General features: G+C 41.0%; 19 protein-coding genes. 13 read left to right on the top strand and 6 right to left on the bottom strand.

Annotated elements, in window-relative coordinates:
• The first annotated feature begins 33 nt into the window (after positions 1-33).
• Positions 34-573: an endonuclease SmrB gene (gene smrB, locus OM33_RS07340; protein WP_038640463.1), complete on the top strand. Its 540-nt coding sequence runs from the start codon at positions 34-36 to the stop codon at positions 571-573.
• A 46-nt stretch (positions 574-619) separates the two neighbouring features.
• Here smrB and sixA read toward each other — a convergent pair whose 3' ends face one another.
• Positions 620-1,105, bottom strand: a complete 486-nt coding sequence (gene sixA, locus OM33_RS07335) for a phosphohistidine phosphatase SixA (protein WP_038640461.1) — start codon at positions 1,103-1,105, stop codon at positions 620-622.
• Between the two features lie 196 nt (positions 1,106-1,301).
• Between sixA and OM33_RS07330 the strand changes: the two genes are divergently transcribed.
• Together OM33_RS07330 and OM33_RS07325 are read left to right on the top strand one after the other, a co-directional pair.
• Entirely contained in the window at positions 1,302-4,037 is a 2,736-nt protein-coding gene (locus tag OM33_RS07330) for an insulinase family protein (protein ID WP_038640458.1), read from the top strand.
• A gap of 46 nt (positions 4,038-4,083) precedes the next feature.
• Positions 4,084-6,333 carry a sensor domain-containing protein gene (locus tag OM33_RS07325; RefSeq protein ID WP_038640456.1) on the top strand — a complete coding sequence of 750 codons (2,250 nt, stop codon included), beginning with the start codon at positions 4,084-4,086 and terminating at the stop codon, positions 6,331-6,333.
• A gap of 22 nt (positions 6,334-6,355) precedes the next feature.
• Here the strand turns inward: OM33_RS07325 and OM33_RS07320 are convergent, their stop codons facing one another.
• From OM33_RS07320 to fadI, 3 genes are all read right to left on the bottom strand, one after another.
• Positions 6,356-6,559 (bottom strand): hypothetical protein, encoded by a 204-nt coding sequence (locus OM33_RS07320; RefSeq protein ID WP_199922421.1) that lies wholly within the window; start codon positions 6,557-6,559, stop codon positions 6,356-6,358.
• A gap of 112 nt (positions 6,560-6,671) precedes the next feature.
• The gene (fadJ, locus tag OM33_RS07315) at positions 6,672-8,804 is read right to left on the bottom strand and encodes a fatty acid oxidation complex subunit alpha FadJ (RefSeq protein ID WP_038640453.1); all 2,133 of its coding nucleotides are present in this window, start codon (positions 8,802-8,804) and stop codon (positions 6,672-6,674) included.
• Position 8,805: 1 nt separating this feature from the next.
• On the bottom strand, positions 8,806-10,116 hold the full coding sequence (fadI, locus tag OM33_RS07310; RefSeq protein WP_038640451.1) for an acetyl-CoA C-acyltransferase FadI: 1,311 nt from the start codon (positions 10,114-10,116) through the stop codon (positions 8,806-8,808).
• A gap of 286 nt (positions 10,117-10,402) precedes the next feature.
• Between fadI and OM33_RS07305 the strand changes: the two genes are divergently transcribed.
• From OM33_RS07305 to OM33_RS07265, 9 genes are all read left to right on the top strand, one after another.
• On the top strand, positions 10,403-10,606 hold the full coding sequence (locus OM33_RS07305; protein ID WP_038640449.1) for a hypothetical protein: 204 nt from the start codon (positions 10,403-10,405) through the stop codon (positions 10,604-10,606).
• Positions 10,607-10,820: 214 nt separating this feature from the next.
• On the top strand, positions 10,821-11,777 hold the full coding sequence (locus OM33_RS07300; protein WP_038640447.1) for an AAA family ATPase: 957 nt from the start codon (positions 10,821-10,823) through the stop codon (positions 11,775-11,777).
• Between the two features lie 8 nt (positions 11,778-11,785).
• Positions 11,786-12,718 (top strand): DUF58 domain-containing protein, encoded by a 933-nt coding sequence (locus OM33_RS07295; protein WP_038640445.1) that lies wholly within the window; start codon positions 11,786-11,788, stop codon positions 12,716-12,718.
• 7 nt (positions 12,719-12,725) lie between these two features.
• Positions 12,726-13,187 (top strand): DUF4381 domain-containing protein, encoded by a 462-nt coding sequence (locus OM33_RS07290; protein WP_038640444.1) that lies wholly within the window; start codon positions 12,726-12,728, stop codon positions 13,185-13,187.
• On the top strand, positions 13,180-14,160 hold the full coding sequence (locus OM33_RS07285; RefSeq protein ID WP_038640442.1) for a vWA domain-containing protein: 981 nt from the start codon (positions 13,180-13,182) through the stop codon (positions 14,158-14,160). Before OM33_RS07290 ends, OM33_RS07285 begins: the two co-directional genes overlap by 8 nt.
• Positions 14,157-16,031: a vWA domain-containing protein gene (locus tag OM33_RS07280; RefSeq protein ID WP_038640440.1), complete on the top strand. Its 1,875-nt coding sequence runs from the start codon at positions 14,157-14,159 to the stop codon at positions 16,029-16,031. Before OM33_RS07285 ends, OM33_RS07280 begins: the two co-directional genes overlap by 4 nt.
• The gene (locus OM33_RS07275; protein ID WP_038640438.1) at positions 16,025-17,635 is read left to right on the top strand and encodes a BatD family protein; all 1,611 of its coding nucleotides are present in this window, start codon (positions 16,025-16,027) and stop codon (positions 17,633-17,635) included. Before OM33_RS07280 ends, OM33_RS07275 begins: the two co-directional genes overlap by 7 nt.
• Positions 17,636-17,645: 10 nt before the next feature.
• Positions 17,646-18,200: a sigma-70 family RNA polymerase sigma factor gene (locus OM33_RS07270; protein ID WP_038640436.1), complete on the top strand. Its 555-nt coding sequence runs from the start codon at positions 17,646-17,648 to the stop codon at positions 18,198-18,200.
• Positions 18,193-18,900: a DUF3379 domain-containing protein gene (locus OM33_RS07265; protein WP_038640434.1), complete on the top strand. Its 708-nt coding sequence runs from the start codon at positions 18,193-18,195 to the stop codon at positions 18,898-18,900. Before OM33_RS07270 ends, OM33_RS07265 begins: the two co-directional genes overlap by 8 nt.
• 97 nt (positions 18,901-18,997) lie before the next feature.
• Here the strand turns inward: OM33_RS07265 and OM33_RS07260 are convergent, their stop codons facing one another.
• Positions 18,998-20,551, bottom strand: coding sequence for an AbgT family transporter (locus OM33_RS07260; protein WP_038640432.1), 1,554 nt, complete (start codon positions 20,549-20,551; stop codon positions 18,998-19,000).
• A 153-nt stretch (positions 20,552-20,704) separates the two neighbouring features.
• Between OM33_RS07260 and OM33_RS07255 the strand changes: the two genes are divergently transcribed.
• Complete coding sequence (locus OM33_RS07255; RefSeq protein WP_038640430.1) at positions 20,705-21,238, top strand: NUDIX hydrolase; 534 nt, start codon at positions 20,705-20,707, stop codon at positions 21,236-21,238.
• A gap of 9 nt (positions 21,239-21,247) precedes the next feature.
• On the opposite strand, the gene miaE is transcribed toward OM33_RS07255, so the two are convergent.
• Positions 21,248-21,820 carry a tRNA-(ms[2]io[6]A)-hydroxylase gene (gene miaE / locus OM33_RS07250; protein ID WP_038640428.1) on the bottom strand — a complete coding sequence of 191 codons (573 nt, stop codon included), beginning with the start codon at positions 21,818-21,820 and terminating at the stop codon, positions 21,248-21,250.
• Positions 21,821-21,825: the final 5 nt, after the last annotated feature.

The following is a 21,825-nucleotide window of genomic DNA, read 5'->3' as shown; positions in this document are numbered from 1 at the left end:
GGTTTTTTACATATTTTTGGATACAATCGCGCCATGAAAAAAGATCACTCACTTTCCGATGATGACATTGCCCTTTTTCGCAGTGAAATGTCTGGCTCAAAGAAAATAAGCCAAGACACTGTTCATTTTAAAAAAGCGCAAAAAGCACCGGAGCAAACTACCAACACTAAAGTAAAACAGCTCGATGCTGAGTTTTATTTTTCGGATGAATATATTCCTGACATAGACACATCGAGTACTGTTAACTTTGTTAAACCCGGTGCGGATAGCTATTTAGCAAAACAACTGCGCCGTGGTGACTTTGCTCCTGAGCTTATTTTAGATATGCATGGCATGAATAAAGAGACAGCAAAACTGGAGTTAGCAGGCCTTATCAGCGCCTGTAAAAAGCGTCATTTACGCTGTGCATGTATCGTGACGGGTGTGGGTGAACGTGTATTAAAACACAAAGTGCCGCATTATTTAGTACAGCACCCTGATGTGCTGGCTATTCATCAGGCGCCGCTTGAATATGGTGGGCGTGGCGCGTTACTGATTTTGGTGGATATTCCAGAAGATCCGTTTTTCCGCTAATGTGTTTCACCTAATAAAAAATGACTCAACTGAGTCATTTTTTGTTTTAAGAAGCTTTTTCACCAACATCAGGTAAATGCATGGCTACTAACTCAGCCAAACCTGACTCTTCATTATAGTGAATCTCGGCAACTGCCGCTGTTGCAAAAATTGGCATATTATCAGGACAAAATTGCTCAACGATATAACTCACAATTGGCATATGAGCGACCAAAAGCCAATTATTTAAATTAGGTTTGTAGCTTACCATTGCTTTAATTAATTCAGCAGCATTTTCTGCATCACCACTTGGAATAAAGTCGTCAAAACTGTCTTGATAGCGAATGCTTTCTTGCTTTGCAGCAACAATTTCTGCTGTTTGTTTAGCACGTACATAAGTGCTTGTTAAAATTGCATCAATTTTGCAATCTTGCTGCAGTTTATTGGCCATCGACTGAGCTTCCAGGCGACCAAAATCTGTCAACATTCTGCTTTCATCAGTCACACTCAAAGACTGTGCTTGACCATGACGCATAATAAAAATTTTTTTCATAACACTGCTCGTTGAAACAAAATCTGAAATCTACAAAAAATAACGACTTTGCTATAGCCAAATCTATGATGTGTCCGCTATATTAGCTTTAAAGCAATAAAAACTCAGGTAGTTTTTTAGTTAAGCTGTGTTGCTTCATAGTCCTTTCCAATCGCCTTAAACGCGATAACGCTTTCTTTTAGATACGGAGCAAACATTGATAACCAGCAGCAATGATAGCAGAATTTATCAGTCCCTCAAACTGGACAATGGTCTTAAAATACTTGTTATAGAAGACCACTCTAGCGATAAATCAGCAGCATCTCTTACTGTTAATTGTGGCCATTTTGACGATCCCATAAATCGCCAAGGATTAGCGCATTTTTTAGAGCATATGTTATTTTTAGGCTCTGAAAATTTTCCTGAACCCGGATCTTTTTCACAATTTTTATCTCACCATGGCGGTAACTGTAATGCGTGGACAGGTACTGAACATTCAAGTTACTTCTTTGAAGTACTTAACGACCACTTCTCACAGGCGTTAACCCAATTTGCAGATATTTTTCATGCACCGCTTATTTTACCGTCTGCTTGCGAAAAAGAGCGCAATGCCATTGATGCAGAATTTAAATTAAAACTCAAAGATGACTCGCGTCGCATTTACCAAGTACACAAAGAAACGTGCAACAGTGCGCACCCGTTTGCTAAATTTTCAGTAGGCAATCATCAAACACTGAGTAATCTAAGTGAGTGTATTAGTGAGGAGATCCGCGCCTTTTTCACTCAGCAATATCAAGCTCAAAATATGACCTTGGTGGTTTCAAGCAATATGCCTTGCGAACTAATGCAAGTTAGAATTAAGCAGCTGTTTAGTTGTTTAAATGGCGACCCAAACAGTTTAAAACCTGCCATTAGTGAGCAACTGTATTTGCCTGAACATATGCAAAAATCGATTTTTATCGAGCCACATAAGCATATGCAAAAGCTCATTGTGTCGTTTGCACTGCCCAGTATTGATAATTTTTACCGCGAAAAAACGGTGAGTTTCATTGCTCATTTGATTGGTTATGAAGGTAAAGGGTCACTTTATTCCATTCTTAAAAAAGCAGGATGGATCAATGGACTAAGTGCCGGTGGTGGCATTAATGGTAGTAATTTTAAAGATTTCAACATCAGTATTGCGCTCACGGATGAAGGTGAAAAACACAAGACTGCAATAGTAGAGTACGTGTTTTGTTACTTAAAGTTACTTGCACAAGCTGAAACCGACTTGTTAGTTCAACTTTATCAAGATAAGAAAACCTTGATGGAGATAGCTTTTAATAATCAAGAAAAATCGCGTGTATTGGATTGGGTAAATAGTTTAAGTGTCAATATGCATCATTACCCAGATGATCACCTCATCTATGGTGATTACATAATGACAGGCTTTAATAAAGTGCAATTTGATGAAGTGTTAGCGCTTTTCAATGCCAAAAACATGCGCTTAATTCATATCCATCCGAATGTCCCCACTGACACCCATGCAAAATGGTATTCAACGCCTTACAGTATTAGTGAAATTTCAGCTCCTTGGCTAGAATCCCTCGAAAAGGTGGACGCTAGTGCAATCGAATTAACCTTGCCGTCAACGAACCCCTACCTTGCTAAACCGGTTGTGTTGCATGAGATTGCACATAAACACAAAACACCTGAAAAGCGTGTATCCAGTAACACCTTTGAGTTTTGGTTTAAACAAGACACGACTTTCCGAGTCGCAAAAGGACATTTTTATTTAGCTCTTGATAGTAAAAAAACTGTCGAAAGCATAAAGAACATGGCAATGACGCGTCTTTTCGCTGATCTATTTATGGATAAAGTAGCTGAACAGTTTTACCCTGCAGAGTTAGCAGGCATAAACTATCAATTATCTGCACACCAAGGTGGCTTAACATTACACACCTGGGGGCTAAGTGGTAATCAAATTGAGCTAATAAATGAAATTATCGAAGAACTGCTAACCTGTAAATTTGATTCTATTCGTTTTTATGAGTACCAACGCCAACTAGTAAGGCACTGGCAAAATGGCAATCAGAGCAAACCGGTTAGTCTCTTATTCTCAGAGCTAAGCGCTACTCTTTTACCGTGGAATCCGACACCGCTAAAACTCGCCGAAGCCATTGAGCAAGTTAGCTTTTGTGAGTTCAATGAGTTTAGAAGCGGACTTTTCGATAGCCTACATTGCCAAACACTAATGCACGGCAATTGGACGCCTGAGGAAGGTGATAATTGTGTCGCTATGTTACAAAAAGCCTTGTCAGGTAAAACCACCAGTGCAGACTTGAATCGTCCAATAGTGACACTAAATGAACCTGCAATTCAAACGCATACTGTGCCTCATCCTGACCATGCTATGGTAAGTTACTTCCAGGCAAGTAATGACTCTATTAGTGAAAAAATTCGTCTGATGGCACTTAATCACCTTATAAGCCAAGATTATTTTCATGATATGCGTACTGAAAAACAACTTGGCTATCTGGTTGGTTCAGGGTTTGCCCCACTTAACAACCGAGCTGGTATTGCATTTTACATCCAATCTCCCGAAGTATGTTCAGATATTCTGGTGGAGCACAGCAATCGGTTTTTAGCTGACTATCATCTAAAACTTAGTGCTATGGATGCCATTGATTGGGAGCAAGCAAAACAAGCATTGATGATGCAAATCGTTGAAAAAGATAAAAACTTGCGTTTAAAGTCACAGCGTTTTTGGTTAGCAATTGGCAACGGAGATGGCCAGTTTGATATGCAAGCACAGCTCAAAACAGCGTTATTGCAACTCAGTAAAGCGCAATTAGTAAGCTACGCCAAACGCTTATTTGCTGAAAATAGCACACGTCTTGAGCTGAAAACTGAAAAAAAGACGACAAAACAAGCAACTACTTCTCAAGTTGATAAACAAGTTTTGACACATTAGAGACAATCCCTTAGTGTAAGGGGGTTGTACTCTTTGTGTTAAGCCGATGCCCAAAAAAATAATAAAAATAATCGCTGGGTTTACTGGTTTGTTTACTGCTTTTGCATGCTATGCACACCAACCCACATTGTTAGATTCTGATTTATTGATTCCACTAACACTTGCATCTTTGAGCTTGATGGTTGCCCTTGTCGCTGTGCTGCGTTTAAGAAAGTCGCAAGTCGCTTTAAAACGTTCCGAGCATCGTTTTAAAAATAGCATTTTAGCAAGTGGGGATGCTGTTTGGGATTGGCACATTAATGAACAACGTCTTGAGCGCATTAATGATGGACTGTTTAATGCCATTGACCACACTCAAGACTTTCCACCTAATAGGTCCAATATTCACCCATCTGATATCGAATTTGTTGAACATTCTTTAAAAAAACACCTCTCAGGTGAAACAACCCACTTTGAAGCAAGCTATCGCGCTAAAGATGCAACTGGAAATTGGCGCTGGGTATTAGATAAAGGCCGTGTAATCGAGACCGATAGTCAACTCAAGCCAATGCGTATGATGGGCACAGTCAAAGACATAGGTTCAATAAAACAAACCCAAGAGCGCTTAAATTTATTAGCAAATTGCATTGAAAACTTATCCGATCCCATTGTCATTTTTGATTCAAACTTCACCATTGTTGAGGTAAACAAAACATTTTTAGACTACTTTGGCGGCAATGCAACTAATCACATTGGTATGTTATATAAATTACCTGGTCACGATAAACGTCAAACGCAGCAATTTTACCAATCCATACGAAAAGCATCACATTGGCACAAAGAACTGACCCTCAATAAAGAAAAACAAAATACGTTTTTTTCACTCTCAATTGACCGCATTGATGATACGAAAAACAACTTGCGTCATTACATCGCTGTATATAACGACATCACAGATAACAAGCAAACTGAACTAGCACTGCAAAAGCTCACCAACCGTGACCGCCTAACAGGCCTGCCAAACCGTAATCAATTTTTTACCAATATGAAATCCTTGGTTAGCAGCAAAAATCGTCATGCGTTGTTGGTGTTTGATTTAGATAATTTCAAAAAAATTAATGATAGCTTAGGTCACCATGCGGGTGATATTTTGTTATGTCGTTTGGCATCTCGGTTATCTAAACGCACCCGTGAAAGAGATCAATTCTATCGTTTAGGTGGCGATGAATTTGCACTGGTTATGCAAAATACCAATGATATTCATACAATCACACAAGCGGCAAAAAATTTCTTAGCATTAATTGAAGCGCCATTTCATATGTCTGGACATGAACTGGTTATTACTTCAAGTGTCGGTATTGTTCTCTTCCCTGAAGATGGTAACACGCCAGAGTTACTACTTAAAAACGCCGATACTGCCATGTATCATGCTAAACAGCACGGCAACCGATACCTCTTTTTCAACGATGCAATGAACCGCCAAGCTGTAAAACGTCTGCAAATCGAAAACTTAATTCGTTATGGATTAAAAGAAGATCATTTCAAGGTGTTTTATCAGCCCAAAATGGATATTAATAGTGGTGAGCTGGTTGGTATGGAAGCGCTGGTGCGTTTTATTACACCAAATAAGGGACTGATCAGCCCAGCACAATTTATCCCAATTGCGGAAGAAACCGGTCAAATTGTAGAAGTCGGTGAAGTAGTACTTGAAAAAGCATGCCGAGACGTTAAAGACTGGATAAACCGTGGTTTATTCGATGGTCGTGTGGCAGTAAACCTTTCTGCAAAGCAATTTATGCAGCCCGACCTTATTGGCAGCATTGATAAAATACTGAAACGTGAAGGGCTTGCGTCATACTACTTAGAACTCGAGATCACCGAAGGCACTATCATGGAAGATCCGAAAGACGCCATTCGCATTATGAATACACTCAGTGCCCGTGGTATTCACCTTGCCATTGATGATTTTGGCACGGGTTATTCATCGCTTGCCTACCTTAAGCAATTCCCGCTCAACACCCTCAAGGTAGATAAAGCCTTTATTGATGATATGGGCAATGAAAAAGGTAAAAATATGGTCGACTCAATCGTGACTATCGCGCATAACCTTGGTTTATCTGTGGTAGCTGAAGGCGTCGAGTATGCAGATCAGGTAGAACAATTAAAAGAACTAAATTGTGCGACGGTACAAGGCTACTTCTACTCTAAACCCCTCTCTCATGAACAATTTGAACAGTTCTTATTAGCGCATTGTAAAAAAGCACATCAGCCACACCGCGAAATAGAAAAAGAAGTCAAACTTAGCCTAGTGCAATAAATTTTAGTACTAGGCAGTTTATTTATGCGCTAATTCGGGTAAATACGAACCCTAACGACTTTCTTAGTAACATTCGCTGCTTTACATTAATTACACTGTATACCGCAGGCCCAGTTAATAGCCCTGCAATTGCCCAACGTTTACCAACTAAACCAAAACGCCCCGCAACAACTGCACTTATGTAACCATTTATGACCAATAAAGCGAGCAAATACCACAACATCATTTTTCTCATTGAACAAAAGGAGCGCTATAGTATAAAAAAAAGCTCAAATAATCGATGATTAATTGAGCTTTTGGGGTGAAATTTATACTAAATAATTACTGCAAAATAAACTTTAACTTGCGCTTGCTTGCTCCGTATAAAACGCTTCTTTTGCTTCAGCCATAGCAACCAATGGCTCACACGGTGTGAAATGCTTATTTTGTTCGGCAAACGTTGCTAAACGTGATGCGAGATGACCTGCACCTAACGAATCCATATAACTGAATGGGCCGCCTAAGAATGGTGGGAATCCAATACCGAATATTGCACCAATATCACCATCTCGTGCACTTGCAATAATGCCTTCATCTAAACAACGAGCCGCTTCATTTAGCATTTGTGACACACAACGCTCGGCAATTTCTTCTTTGTTTAAACGCGGGTTCTTGCTGATACCAAGTAAATCGTAAATTGACTCATCCACTTTCTTGTCTTTCTTATCGTAAACAAAAAAGCCTCGGCCACTTTTACGGCCTAAACGACCTGCATCGATTAAACGCGAGAATGCATCTGGCGCTTTAAAACGTTCACCCAGTTCTTTTTCAAGAATTGGGGCAATCTTAGAGCCGATATCAATGCCAACTTCATCCAGTAATGTCATTGGACCTACCGGAAAGCCAAACTCAACTAAGGCTTCGTCAATCTTTTCAATTGGCTCACCAGCAAGTAATAAGTTAGCCGCTTCGTTAACGTAAGGCGCTAAAATTCGGTTTACATAAAAGCCCGCTTTGTCTTTTACAACAATTGGTGTTTTACCTTGCTTGCGAGCAAAGTTTACAACGCGTGCAATGGTCTCTTTCGCGGTTGTCTCATGAGGAATAATTTCTACTAGCGGCATTTTTTCAACCGGTGAGAAATAGTGAAGACCAATCACATTTTCAGGACGTGCTGCATTTTCAGCAATTTGACCAATTGGTAGCGAAGAGGTATTCGACGCGAAAATGGTATTTTCATTACAATTTTCTTCGATATCAGCAACCATACTTTGCTTTAGTTTTAAATCTTCAAATACTGCTTCAATGGCAATATCTGTATTTTCAAAGCCTGCGTAATCTGTACCACCAGTGATGCGCGCCATCTGTAGCTGTAGTTCAGCTTTAGATAAAATACGGCGTTTTTGCTTTTTGTTAAGAATTTTAAAACTGTAGTTAAGTGCACCAGAAATGCCTTTTTGTGCAATGTCTTTCACACGTACACGGGCACCAGCTTTGCATGCGCTAACATGAGCAATGCCCGCGCCCATTAATCCACCACCTAACACAGCAACATTCTCTGTTGGTTGCGATTGCTCGTTCCACTCTTTTTTCATTTCAGTGGTAGCGAAGAAAATGCCACGTAACGCTTTTGACTCTTTACTCATTACCAGATCAGCAAAGCCTTGTGCTTCAATTTCATAGCCTTTAGCGGGTGCCATTTCTGCTGCAGCGCGGATTGCTTTAATAATGGCAAATGGCGCTGGGTAATGACCACCTGTTTTCTTCTCAACATTCTCAGTTGCTTTTTTGAAGATAATATTGCGGCCAAATGGGTTTGACTCAAGCATTTGAGAGACTTTGCCTAGCTTAGGCTTAATACTCTTTCGTTTGCCTTTAACAGCAAATTTAAGCGCTACATCAAGCAGCACACTATTAGGCACGACATCATCAACTAACCCAGCTTTTTTAGCCTGTTTAGGACGCACTTGCTTACCAGTTAAGGTCCATTCAAGTGCTTTTTGAATACCCACAAGTTTAGGTAAACGTTGCGTACCACCGCCGCCTGGCAATAGGCCTAACTGTACTTCAGGCAGACCTAACTTAGTATTGCTTGCATCGCTCGCAACACGATAATCACACGCCAGCGCAAACTCTAAACCACCACCTAATGTTGCGCCATTCATTGCCGCAACCGTTGGGAAAGGTAGTTTTACTAAATCAGCAAATACGCTGTGACACGTTTGTGATAAATACAGCGCATCATCACGAGTTTTCGCGTTATCCAGCATTTTAATATCAGCGCCCGCGATAAAATTATCCGGCTTACCACTGATAAATACCATGCCTTTAATATTTTGCTCTACGCCCTGCTTAATCACTGCATTAAGGTCATCAACAAAGCTGTCGCGCAGAGTATTCATTTTTTCCCCTGCTACGTCAATGGTAACAATCGCGATATTGTCATCATTCACTTTAAAATCAAAAACTGAGTTCGCTTGTTCAGCTGTCATACTATGCTCCCTCTAAAACGAATGCCGCGCCTAAACCACCTGCAGCACATGCAGTAGTTAATGCAAGGCCACCACCACGACGATTTAATTCATTTAAACTTTGTGTAATTAAACGTGCGCCTGTTGCCGCAAATGGGTGACCATAAGCGAGTGAGCCACCGTTTACATTAAACTTGTCCATATCGATTTCACCAATCGCTTTTGAACGACCTAGTTTCTCTTTTGCAAATTTATCACATCCGAACATCTTCATGTTGGCAAGTGCTTGTGCTGCAAATGCTTCGTGCATTTCAATCAGGTCAAGATCTTGTAATGTAATGCCCGCTCTATCAAGCGCCATTGGCGTTGAGTGCGCAGGGCCCATTAACATATCTTCATGTACATCAATGGCACTAAATGCAAAGCTACGGATATAACCTAAAATCGGGTAGCCTAACGCCTTTGCTTTAGACTCACTCATCATTAATACTGCAGCTGCGCCATCTGTCAAAGGTGTTGCATTAGCCGCAGTTACTGAACCGTGTTGGCGATCAAATACCGGACGAAGTTTTGCGTAACTTTCAACATTTGAGTTTTCACGAATATTATTATCACGGTCTAAAAAGCCTTTATAAGGCGGCACGTGCGCTGTCATTACTTCATTAGCAAGTAAACCATCATTCCACGCTTTTGCTGCAAGCGTATGTGAACGATGCGCCATTGCATCTTGATCAGTACGGCTGATGTTGTGGGTTTTTGCCATCTGCTCAGCAGTTTGGCCCATCGAAAGGCCCGTTGAGTATTCAGCAACCGCTGGCGGTACAGGCATTAAATCTTTTAGGCGTAACTTTGATAGAATTTTAAAACGCTGACCGAACGTGCGCGCTTTGTTTAAATCAACAAGGCTGCCTGCTAACTTTTTACTCACACCAATAGGCAGAACAGACGATGAATCTGCGCCACCTGCAATACCTACGTTAACTGAACCGGCAATAATCGATTCAGCAACATTGGCAACTGCTTGGAAACTCGTCGCACATGCACGAGATACGGAATACGCATCCACCGACACTGGCATCCCCGTGCCAAGGACAATCTCACGTGCAATATTAGGTGCTTCTGGCATTTGAACAACCTGTCCGAAAACCAGCTGATCGATTTCATTTTTATCAAGATTCATGCGTTCAAGCATTTCATTTACAACCATTTTACCCATATCTAATGCAGGTACATGGTGGAAGTAAGTGGCTTGTTTAGCAAATGGAGTTCTCAATCCGCTGACAACGGCAATTCGGTCGCCTTTTGTTGTTTTTAGTATATTTTGTTCAGACATAGGTTGTTCCTCTGGTTACAGGTCTGACCTGTTATCAAGTTTATTGATTCTAAACAAGGTATCTGTGTTTGCCAATAGCAAAGCGCAAGTTTTTCAAATGCCATCCACGCCCCAATAAATGCTTCAGCGCAACATCAAGCCTAAGTGTAGTCCAATCCTTTAACAGCATCTCACCCTGAATAACATTTAATCACATTTTAAAACAAAGGATTACGCTGACCACCTACTTTTTAACCTGGAAAGAAGTAACAATTTCCACATCAAATCACGTTAGATGGAGAACACTATGAAGCTAACTCAATACATTAAAACGGAGCTAGGCACGCAATGGACCGCTAACACTATTTCTGACCAAACCCAAGGGGCGCTGAGTAAACGGACCGCTAACAATTGGTATAATGGTGAGAAACGCCCAATTCTTGAGCTTTTAATTGATGGTTTAAAATACCGTAAGTTGCTACAGGAACAAGACGCGAGCAAAGGTGCTTAAGTGCTTTTGTTGTTTAGTCTAGCCAATCACTTTTGAAAGCTGCACCTAATGTGCAGCTTTTTTTTGAACTTTTTACTGCTATCACCATCCTAGCTACACACGATTTCCCGGATACATTTATTAACTTAAGCGCTTGGCTTACAAGGTAGCTTGAGTATAATCTAGCGGTTAAGAACTATTTAAGCCAATTAAAACAATAAGGATAGCGACTAACATGGCGGTATCAGCGTTTGTTCAGCTACAAAATTATTTAGACAGCCAAATCATTGGCCAACCTCAGCTTACCCAAGCATTATTATTAGCACTTTTAGCCGATGGCCATTTATTGGTGGAAGGTCCACCAGGACTTGCAAAAACACGTGCAGTGAATGCCTTAGCAAAAGGTGTCGAAGGTAATTTCCAACGCGTGCAATTTACCCCTGATTTATTGCCAGCGGATATTACAGGTACGGATATTTATCGCCAGCAAACGAGCGAGTTTGTGTTTGAAGCAGGTCCGTTATTCCATAACCTTGTGCTTGCTGACGAAATTAACCGTGCACCTGCTAAAGTGCAATCAGCACTGTTAGAAGCGATGGCTGAAAGACAAATTACCGTGGGTAAAAATACCTACCCATTACCGGAACTGTTTTTAGTTATGGCTACGCAAAACCCACTAGAGCAAGAAGGGACTTACCCACTGCCTGAAGCACAACTCGATCGCTTCTTGCTTCACCTCAATATTGATTATCCAGACGCACAAAATGAATTAGCCATTCTGCGTTTAACTCGCGGTGAAGCACTTGCTGAAGAACAGGTAAAAGCACCGCAAATATCTCAAGAAACCTTATTTGAGTCACGCAAGCAAGTATTGTCTTTGCATTTATCTGAGCCGCTTGAGCGCTATCTTGTACAACTGATTATTGCAACACGGCAGGCAGAAAAATTCAGCCCAGAGTTAGGACGTTGGATTGAATATGGCGCCAGCCCACGCGCAACAATTGCACTTGATCGCTGTGCCCGCGCCCATGCATGGCTTGCAGGCCGAGATTTTGTTGCACCCGAAGATATTCAAAGCGTATTTGCTAATGTACTTCGTCACCGCATTATTTTGTCTTATGAAGCGCAAGCCGATGGCGTAAGTAAAGACGATGTTTTAGCAGAAATTATTGCACGTGTGGTAGCACCTTAATATTTATTATGAACACACACTCTGCACAACTCGCTGAATTAAAAAGCAATGGTGTGGCACTTTCACTCAATGAGTTAATGGCTTACCACAACAAAACGACCTTGCTTGAGTTATCGCCAAAGCGCAAAGTTAAACACCCAAATGCGGGGCAATATTTAGCTCCGCATAAAGGCCGCGGAATGGAATTTGCCGAGGTAAGGCACTACCAACCAGGTGATGATGTGCGCGCAATTGATTGGCGAGTTACTGCACGCACAGGTATTGCACATACCAAGCTTTTTCAGGAAGAAAAAGAGCGCCCAGTTTTTATCTTAACCGACTTTAGTGACAGTATGCTCTTTGGCTCGCAACTGCTGCTAAAGTCTGTACAGGCTGCGCATTTAAGCGCACTAATCGCTTGGAGTGCGATTCAACGAGGCGATCGAATAGGTGGCCTGGTGTTCAATCACAATGCACACTGGGAGCTCAAGCCAGCATCGAGGCAAAGTGCCGTGCTTAAACTGTTTCATAACTTGCAGCTCGCTCACCAAGCAGCCCTTGAGAGTAAACTTGACGGCGAATCACAAACACTAAACGATCAATTAAATCGTTTAGTGCATTTAGCAAAACCAGGTTCGTTAGTGTACTTGATTTCTGATTTTCACCATCTAAGCGAGGATATGGCAAAGCAGTTAATGTACCTCACACGTCATTGTGAACTCATCGCCTGCCCTATATTCGACCCCATGGAACTCTCACTACCTAATGTGGGTGAGCAACTCACATTAAAATCCGGCGATCGCCAAGCAAGTTTACCCCTTGCCAATGCAAAGTTTCGTGAGAGCTATGCCGCACAAGCAAGTACACAGCAAACATCTTTATTTCAATTATTACAAAAATCTGGCCTAGCGCTGATGCCATTTAGTGCAGCGCAGCCGATTGAACAGCAATTAAAGGGATAATGGTTAAATGGCAAACCCAACATCTCCGCTCGACAATTTGCATGATGTTATCGCACCAGCGACGGTATCATGGTGGCCACTTTCAGTGCCTGCTTTTACGCTCATCGCTATCCTGATTACATTAATTATTGCCGCGATTTATGTGTGTTATAAACGTTACCAATTAGCGAAAGCAAAACGCCAAGCACTGTTAGAAAGCAAAGCTTATTTAACGAGCAATTATGCCAATACCCAAGCATTACATTTAATTTTAAAGCGCCTTGTAAAACACTATTACGGTATTGAGGCTGCAAATCAATTTGGTGAGAAATGGCAAGAGGTTGTGCTTAAAACAACAAAGACAAAGTTAACCAATGAGGAGCTTTCGCGCCTTTACCAAGGTGAATCAGAACAGCCAATTAGCAGTTTTCATCAAAAACTCGTCAAAGCAATTAAGCAATTTAAGGTAAAAGGAGCGTTAAATGTTTGAGTTTGCTTGGCCATTCGCATTTCTATTGTTACCACTGCCACTATTGCTAACCAAGTTACAAAAAAGTCAGCAAACAGCCATTGTTCGCACAACCGCGCTTTACCACAACCCAATGGTGCAAACAGGTAGCATCAGTCAGCCAGCACGTTTTTCAATCTGGCCTTGGATTATTTGGCTTTGTTTATGCGTCGCCCTCGCTCACCCCAAATATTATGGCGAACCCATTCAGCTGCCAAATGAAGGACGAGAAATCATGCTGGCAGTTGATTTATCAACCTCAATGCGCGAACAAGATATGCAGTATCAAGGGCAGTACATTGACAGGCTATCAGTTGTAAAAGCCGTACTTAATGAGTTTATTACTGCTCGCACAGGCGATAGATTAGGACTCATTTTATTTGCTGATACCGCATTTTTACAAACCCCACTCACCCGAGACCTCACCACAGTCGCTAAAATGTTAGAAGAAGCGCAAATTGGCTTAGTTGGTCAAGCGACTGCTATTGGCGATGCACTTGGCCTTGCAGTTAAACGCTTTGCCTTGAAGGATGATAGTAACCGCATACTAATTTTATTAACTGACGGTCAAAATACTGCGGGCAACCTTGCCCCAGAAGAAGCTCTCATTCTTGCAAAAGATGCAGGCATAAAAGTGTATACCGTGGGTGTAGGCGCTGATAGTCAGTCAAACTTTTTTGGCTTTCAAATGCAACGAGGCAGCGCACTTGATGAAAGCTTATTAACCGAAATTGCCAGAGAAACTGGCGGCCAATACTTTCGTGCCACGGATGTTGAAAGCTTACAACGTATTTACCAAATGCTAGACCAACTTGAGCCGATAAGCGACAACAGCGAAACCGTTCGTCCACAAACAGCATTATTTTATATTCCATTATTTATCATTGTGTTATTACTGTTTACTCAGACCTTAGTGAATAGCCTTAAAACGTTACGATTAAGGAGTGGCGCATGACTATTGAATTTATTCGTCCCGAAGCATTTTATTTAATACCCTTGGTTGCATGCGTTATCGTTTTGCAACTATTAAAAAAGCGCAAACATCTTGGTAGCAGCCCAATTGCACCTCACCTTGCCCAGTTTCTTCTTGATGGTGAAAGTAAACAAACGAAAATCAATTCATTGTGGTTAAGTTTGTTTTTAATTGTCAGTGTATGTGCCCTCGCAGGTCCGAGTTGGCAATCACAGCCTTTGCCAATTTATAAGAGTAAACATGCCAGAGTTATTGTTATGGATATGTCGCGCTCAATGTACAGCCAAGATATTAAGCCAAACCGTTTAACGCAAGCGCGTTTTAAAGCGCTTACGCTTGCCGATATTTTAAAAGAAAGCGACTTGGCTTTAGTTGCCTATAGTAATGATGCTTATACAATTTCACCGCTCACTTCAGACCATCAAACGCTGGCTAATTTAATTCCAAGCCTAAGCCCTGAAATTATGCCAGTTCCCGGCAGTAATGCCTACGCAGGCATTTCTTTAGCGGTTGACCTACTCAACCAAGCGAAGGTAAGCAATGGTGAAATTTATTGGATTACTGATGGCATTGATGATTTTGACGAAAGCCGTGATATCGAAAAACTCGTCAAACAACACAAAATGAAGTTGCATATTTATTCTGTCGCAACTGAGCAAGGTGCGCCTATTCAATTGCCAGATGAAGGTTTTTTAAAAGATAACTATGGGCAAATTGTCATTCCAAAAGCTAATTTAAGCTTGTTACAGCAACTCGCGTCCAATAGTGGCGGGAAATTTAGCTTTTATCAGGTTAATGATTCTGATTTGGCCTTATTCAAACCATCCTCATCCAACGCGGATGATGTTATTAAACACGAACAAACAAGCGAGCAACCGATTGATGGCGGTATTTACCTAGTATTCTTATTAATTCCACTAGGTTTTATGATGTTAAAGCAACAGCCTAAATTTTTACTGGGATTATGCTGTGTAGTCTTATTTAAACCTGAGTTAAGTTACGCATTTTCCCTGCCTAATTGGCTATTAAATGATGAACAACGTGCGCACCAAGCTTATCAACAACAAAATTACGAGGCGGCAGCACAGTCAAATACTGCAAACCTTTCAGGCTCGGCACTCTACCAGCAAGGCGATTTTGAAAATGCCTTAAGTAAATTCCAACAAGATAGCAGTGCCCAAGGGCTATATAATCAAGGCAATGCACTGGCAAAACTCAACCGCTTTGATGAAGCTATTGCAGCATATGAAAAAGCTCTAAAACAACAGCCTGAGTTTGAAGAAGCTCAGGAAAATAAGGCTTTGTTGGAAGATTTGAAGCAACAGCAACAAAATCAACAACAGCAAAATGGTGATGATCAACAACAAAGTGATGAGCAGCAACAAAGCGATCAAAACCAACAGCAAGGTGAGCAATCGGGTGAACAATCGCAGCAGCAAAACCAGCAGGAACAAAATCAATCGCAACAACAGGGTCAGCAAGAGAACAACAGCGAGGAAAGTAAGAACAGCAGTGATTCTACGCAGCAAAACAATAACCAACCTGAGATGAAAGCTGACTCAGAAGAAGCTAAAAGTGATGAGCCAAAGCAAGCACCCGAAACAAAACCTGAGCCCAATGAAAAGTCAGATGAAGCGCATGAACAACCGCCACAGCAGCCTCTTTCTCAGCAAGCAGCAAATCAAGCACCTGAATTAACGCCGGAAGAAAAAGAACAAGTTCAAATTATTAACCAATTATTAAGAAAGGTACCGGATGATCCGGCCATTTTGTTACGCAATAAAATGAAATTAGAAAGTCAAAAAAGATACCGTCAGCGCATCCAGCAGCAAGGAGTTGAGAAGTCATGGTAAGTCGCATTGTTGTTTTAATTTGCCTTGTTTTACTGCCATTACAAGCTGTTGCAGCTCTAAGCGCCAGTGTTGATCGTAACCCTGTACTCGCAGGTGAGTTTTTTAATTTAACCATTCGTGCAGAGCAAAATGTCAAAGGTGAACAACCCGATACCACAGCACTACTTAAACACTTTGTGGTTGGCCCTACATCAGTGCGCAGCAATACAAGTATTATTAACGGCCAAGTAAACCACACAACACAGTGGCAAGTTGAGTTGATGGCACGAAATCCTGGTGACTACACCATACCCAGCTTTACAGTCGCTAACATGCAATCAAGTCCAATCACAGTGAAAGTGGTTGCAGCCTCCAATGCCGATAGCAAAAGCAAAGATGTGTATATTGAAACGAGCATGGAAAATAATGAGCTCTATGTTCAACAAGCTGGTGTTTATACGGTTAAACTATTTTTAGCGAATGATCTTACTGAAGGGCAGCTTGGCTCGCCAGAATTAGAAAACGCCAATGTTTCTCAACTTGGAAAACAAAAAGAGAGTTATGAAATTATTGATGGTATTCGCTATTTGGTGATTGAGCGTAACTATCTTATTCAACCGCAAAAAAGTGGTCAATACACGGTTAAATCACCTTATTTTAAAGGCCGTATTCGCGATAATTACCGCACCCGAGCAGCAAGCGCTATTGGCCGAGATATTCAATTAACCATTAAACCGATCCCGAACAATATTTCTGGGAACTGGTTACCTAGTGAACTAGTCACCTTGAATGAAGAATGGCAACCTGAAAAACAAAGTTACCAGATTGGTGAACCTATTACTCGTACTATTACTATCACAGCACTAGGTATAACCAAAGAGCAACTACCAGAAATCAATCTACCTAGCATCACGGGTGTGCGCAGCTATTCAGACCAAGCTGACACAAACAATTTAGTACGTAATGGTAAAGTCATTTCGCAAAAAGTTGAATCATTTGCACTGATGCCACAAACGCCAGGAGACTTTACCCTACCAGAAGTACGTGTGCCTTGGTTTAACGTAATAACCAATCGGGTTGAATATGCAACTTTGCCTGCAAGAGCACTGACCGTTGTCGGTGACCCAAACTTTATTCAACCAACAACTACGCCCATTCAAACTAATAGCTCCCCTGCCGATGAGCTCACAATTAAGCAAACAGCAAAGGCCTTTGAGCAACCTATTTATTACTGGCCGCTCGTTATACTAGGTTATGTACTTTGGCTAGTGACACTTTTTATTTGGTGGCTAAAGCGCGAAACGAATTCGCCTGTGAACACAAATCAAGATCATTTGTTAACTGTCAATCCATTATCAGGGTTACAAGCTGCACTCAAAGAAAATAACCAACGCAGCTTCTACCATCAGCTGATTAAACTCTGTAAATCGCATACAGGTAGCGCAGATTTAACTAAACTTAGCAAAGCACTTAATAACACCGACTTTGATAATGCAGTTAGTCATTTACAAGCTAACCTCTATGCAGGTAAAAACCATGCTGTTGACCTTAACGACATCTATCAACAGATAAAAAGTTTAAATAAAAAACCTAAAGGTGAGAATGAGTTAAGCCAACTCTATTAAAATAGTTTCAATGTTCGGAAAGAAAAAACAGCAACGTCAGGTCTTAATTGACATGGCTGATAAACAAAAACGATATGAAGCGTTAGTCAATGTGTATCACAAAGAACTATATCGCTTCGCATACTGGTTGGCAGGTGACCCTACGGTGGCAGAAGACCTAGTGCAAGAAACATTTTTAAGGGCTTGGCGCTCGCTTGATTCTCTGCTGGATCAGCAAGCTGCAAAAGCATGGTTAATTACGATTTTACGCCGGGAAAATGCCCGCCGTTTTGAGCGCAAACAGTTTGACTACAGTGATGTGGAACAAGACACACTGTGTGATACCGAAACGCTCGATATGGAGCAAAATGCAGAGCGTTCACAACTGCAAAAACGCATCATGCAACTGGAAGAAGAGTATCGTGAACCACTGCTATTACAAGTCGTTATGGGTTTTAGTGGTGATGAGATTGCATCCATTTTGTCACTCAATAAAAACACGGTAATGACACGCTTATTTCGGGCTCGCAACCAGCTAAAAGATACCTTACAACCAAATTTACAAAGGGGGATCAACAATGGATGAATTAGAACTACGTCGTCGTTTATATGCTGATCCGAATACCAGCGATAAAGACATACTTGAGGCGCTTGAAGCAGACCCAGATGCGAATGCATTTAGTAAAGAACTAAAAACTCTCGACAGCGACATTGAACAAGCACTTAACGTTCCGGTGCCAGAAAACCTTGCTGAGCGATTAGTGTTAAATCAGTCTTTACACGCATTTAAAACACAGCGTAAAAAGTCTCGTATCCATTTAGCATTAGCTGCATCAGTCGCGTTTTTATTTGGTGTGTCTTTCACTTATTTAAATATGGGCGCTCCACTTAATTTAGAGCAACATGCACTTGCACATATCTACCATGAGCCAAGTTCGTTGACCAATGTGAAGCACGACTTTAGTTTACAAGAGGTGAATGCAAAGCTCGCCAGCTTTGGTGGTAATTTTAGTGAACTGCCCAACCAAGTAAGCTACCTTACTTTTTGTGATTTTAAAGGGCAGAAGAGTCTTCATTTAGTGTTTCAAACTGAACAAGGCCCAATGACGTTATTCATTGTGCCAAGTAACAACCAATATCGCACTGAATCGTATTTCTCAGATGAATCCTTTGATGGTGCGACTTATCAAGGTCATAAAGCTAATTTAATTTTACTTGGTGAGAAAGGCCAAGCACTTTCGCCATATAATGATAAATTGCAAAATTCGTTGCAATGGCGCATTTAATTAATGCTTTAGATATAGTGTAACAATGAGCCATCATCTCAAACAAAAACAGCAGGATAATACCTGCTGTTTTTATTTCTACCTCTAGAGTTAATAGTTAACCATAGGTGTAACTTGCCTGTAATCCAAGCTGAATACCTAAACCCCAATAAGCCAATAAGAACAAGGTCCAGCCAATCATAAAGGCAATTGAATACGGGATCATAAGCGCGATTAATGTACCAATACCGGTATTTTTAACATACTTTTGACAGTAAACCACCACCAGCGGGAAGTAAGGCATTAACGGCGTAATAATATTAGAGCTTGAATCACCAATACGATAAGCCGCCTGTGTTAAGTCAGGTGAAATCCCTAGCTGCATTAGCATAGGTACAAAAATTGGCCCTAATAACGCCCATTTTGCACTACTTGAACCAACAAATAGATTGACAAAACCAGTTAAGAAAATAATGCCAACGACTGTAACAGCGCTTGGTAATTGCATTGCTTTAAGTACTTCCGCACCCTCAATTGCTAATAGCGCTCCCAAGTTTGATTGAGAGAAAGCCGCAATAAACAATGCACAGAAGAATGCCATAACCACATAATATGCCATACCATGCATTGCTTTGGTCATTGCATCAATCATGTCTTTACTTGATTTAAAGGTACCCACAACAAAGCCATAAACGGCACCAGGTATCCAAAAAACTAAAAAGATAATCGGCACAATAGATTGCATTAGTGGCGCTTTAAAATCGGTGAGCGAGCCCTCTTTGCTTCTTAATGGTGAACTTTCTCCCCAAGCAGCATAAGCAAGTAGTGCAAGACCAGCAAGCATCACCGCTGAAGCAATATAGAAGCCCTTTCGCTCAGTATCAGTGATTTGGTCAAAACTTGGTAAGTCATCAGTATCGCCATCAAGCGCAACCTTATTTAAACGAGGTTCAATAATCTTGTCAGTAATGTACCAGCCTAATAACACAATAAATAAGCTTGATGCCGAAGTGAAATACCAGTTATTTAATGGATTTACCTCAATCGTTGGATCAATAATTTGTGCAGCACTTTGCGTGAAACTTTGCAGTAAAGGATCGATACCCGAAGGAATGAAGTTAGCACTAAAACCACCACTTACACCAGCAAATGCGGCTGCAATACCAACTAGTGGATGACGACCCATGGCGTAAAAAATTACACCTGCTAATGGGATTACTAGCACATAGCCCGCATCTGTTGCTGTGTGGCTGACAATCGCAATTAAGATGACACACGGCGTTAAAAGTGCTTTTGGTGTGCGTTTTAGCATTAACTTCAGGCCAGTATTAATATAGCCAGAGTGCTCTGCTACACCTACACCCAACATAGCCACTAGCACAACGCCCAGTGGCGCGAAACCAGTGAATGTTTTAACCATATTAGCTAAAAAGGCGGCAAGGCTATCGCCTGTCAGTAAATTATTAACAACTATTGCTTCGCCTGTGCGAGGATCAATTGCTGAAAACGTATAATTTGAAAAAATCGCAGAAAGTACCCAAATTAATAACATTGAGAATAAAAAAATCATTGCCGGATCTGGCAATTTATTTCCAACGTACTCAATACCATTTAGAAATTTATCTATGGGTTTTACTTTTTGCGTCTGTGCATCAGTGTTACTCGATGACATGGTATTTCCCTAATAGTTATAATTCTTGCTAATTTATCATAAACGATGTCGCGATAAAGGAAACTTATTTTGTTTTAACCAGCCTTTTATTTTGCTTTTAATTTACATTTTGGCAGGCTACTATTCGCATCTTTTGACAAAGCAGGTTGTGTTATGCAAGTAATTAAAGAGTTCCATTTTGTTGATGACTTTGCCCTCAATAATCATCAACATATCTTACGCCCTGCTACGCGCGCAATTGTCACTAGAGGACAGCAAGTTTTACTACTTCATACTGAGCGTTATCGTGATTACTCATTACCAGGTGGCGGGGTAGACCACGGTGAGAGCCTCCAGCAAGCACTAATAAGAGAATTAAAAGAAGAAACCGGTGCACGCGAAATCGACAACATTACCCCCTACGGGCTCATTCGTGAATTTCGTGCTAACTACAAGCAAGACGGTCAAATAATTGAAATGCTATCTTATTGCTTTACATGCGAAATCGATAATGAATTTGATCAGCAGAACTTAGAAGATTACGAAATTGCCAATGGTATGACGGTACACTGGGTCGACATTGAAAAAGCCATTGCCTACAACAAGCAAACAATGGCTGAGTCAGAAAAAAAAGGTATCAGCATTGTGCGTGAAACCTTTTTACTTGAGCATATTGCAAAAAATTTGCTTAATCTAACGCTAGACTAAGCAAAAGTGCTAGTGAAGCGCCGCTGTGTGCGGCAGCTTGGCACAAATTTCCGCTTCCGCTTCTAAAATTTCTTCTAATCGCGCATCTACCACTGCCTTATCAAAATATTCGTATGCTAATTCAACAAATAAAAAAGCGTGTTTTTCTTCTGATTTTGCTATGGTGACGTAAAAGTCTTTCTCTTTACCTTCTTCAAGGGCTTCAGCAACTAACGAAAAACGCTCATAGCCTCTAGCTTCTATAACCGCTGCAACAATTAGACGGTCTAATAAAAATACATCCTTACCTTGACGGAAAAGCGCACGTAAATCTTTCACATAAGTGTCTTTGGTGTCTTTGCCCAGCGTAATATTTCGTTCAAGCAAGATTTTAACCACTTGTTTAAAGTGGATCATTTCTTCCAATGCTAAGTCTGTCATTGCACGGACTAATTTACGACGGTCAGGATAATGCGACAGCATTGATAGCGCCATACCCGATGCCTTTTTTTCAGCAGCGGCATGGTCTTGTAAAAAGGTATCAAAATCGGCCATTACCGCTTCTGTCCAAGAAAATGGCGTTTTGTATTTTAGTTCAAACATACTTA

This window comes from Pseudoalteromonas piratica, assembly GCF_000788395.1.
GTDB lineage: Bacteria > Pseudomonadota > Gammaproteobacteria > Enterobacterales > Alteromonadaceae > Pseudoalteromonas > Pseudoalteromonas piratica.
The sequence above is the reverse complement of the archived record's forward strand: the minus strand, read 5'-3'. Positions and strand labels throughout refer to the sequence as shown.

Bases quoted from the DNA above. Each gene is read 5' to 3' on its own strand.
- smrB (WP_038640463.1), top strand. From the start codon at position 34: ATGAAAAAAGATCACTCACTTTCCGATGATGACATTGCCCTTTTTCGC.
- sixA (WP_038640461.1), bottom strand. From the start codon at position 1,105: ATGAAAAAAATTTTTATTATGCGTCATGGTCAAGCACAGTCTTTGAGT.
- OM33_RS07325 (WP_038640456.1), top strand. From the start codon at position 4,084: ATGCCCAAAAAAATAATAAAAATAATCGCTGGGTTTACTGGTTTGTTT.
- OM33_RS07320 (WP_199922421.1), bottom strand. From the start codon at position 6,559: ATGATGTTGTGGTATTTGCTCGCTTTATTGGTCATAAATGGTTACATA.
- fadJ (WP_038640453.1), bottom strand. From the start codon at position 8,804: ATGACAGCTGAACAAGCGAACTCAGTTTTTGATTTTAAAGTGAATGAT.
- fadI (WP_038640451.1), bottom strand. From the start codon at position 10,116: ATGTCTGAACAAAATATACTAAAAACAACAAAAGGCGACCGAATTGCC.
- OM33_RS07305 (WP_038640449.1), top strand. From the start codon at position 10,403: ATGAAGCTAACTCAATACATTAAAACGGAGCTAGGCACGCAATGGACC.
- OM33_RS07300 (WP_038640447.1), top strand. From the start codon at position 10,821: ATGGCGGTATCAGCGTTTGTTCAGCTACAAAATTATTTAGACAGCCAA.
- OM33_RS07295 (WP_038640445.1), top strand. From the start codon at position 11,786: ATGAACACACACTCTGCACAACTCGCTGAATTAAAAAGCAATGGTGTG.
- OM33_RS07290 (WP_038640444.1), top strand. From the start codon at position 12,726: ATGGCAAACCCAACATCTCCGCTCGACAATTTGCATGATGTTATCGCA.
- OM33_RS07285 (WP_038640442.1), top strand. From the start codon at position 13,180: ATGTTTGAGTTTGCTTGGCCATTCGCATTTCTATTGTTACCACTGCCA.
- OM33_RS07280 (WP_038640440.1), top strand. From the start codon at position 14,157: ATGACTATTGAATTTATTCGTCCCGAAGCATTTTATTTAATACCCTTG.
- OM33_RS07275 (WP_038640438.1), top strand. From the start codon at position 16,025: ATGGTAAGTCGCATTGTTGTTTTAATTTGCCTTGTTTTACTGCCATTA.
- OM33_RS07270 (WP_038640436.1), top strand. From the start codon at position 17,646: ATGTTCGGAAAGAAAAAACAGCAACGTCAGGTCTTAATTGACATGGCT.
- OM33_RS07265 (WP_038640434.1), top strand. From the start codon at position 18,193: ATGGATGAATTAGAACTACGTCGTCGTTTATATGCTGATCCGAATACC.
- OM33_RS07260 (WP_038640432.1), bottom strand. From the start codon at position 20,551: ATGTCATCGAGTAACACTGATGCACAGACGCAAAAAGTAAAACCCATA.
- OM33_RS07255 (WP_038640430.1), top strand. From the start codon at position 20,705: ATGCAAGTAATTAAAGAGTTCCATTTTGTTGATGACTTTGCCCTCAAT.
- miaE (WP_038640428.1), bottom strand. From the start codon at position 21,820: ATGTTTGAACTAAAATACAAAACGCCATTTTCTTGGACAGAAGCGGTA.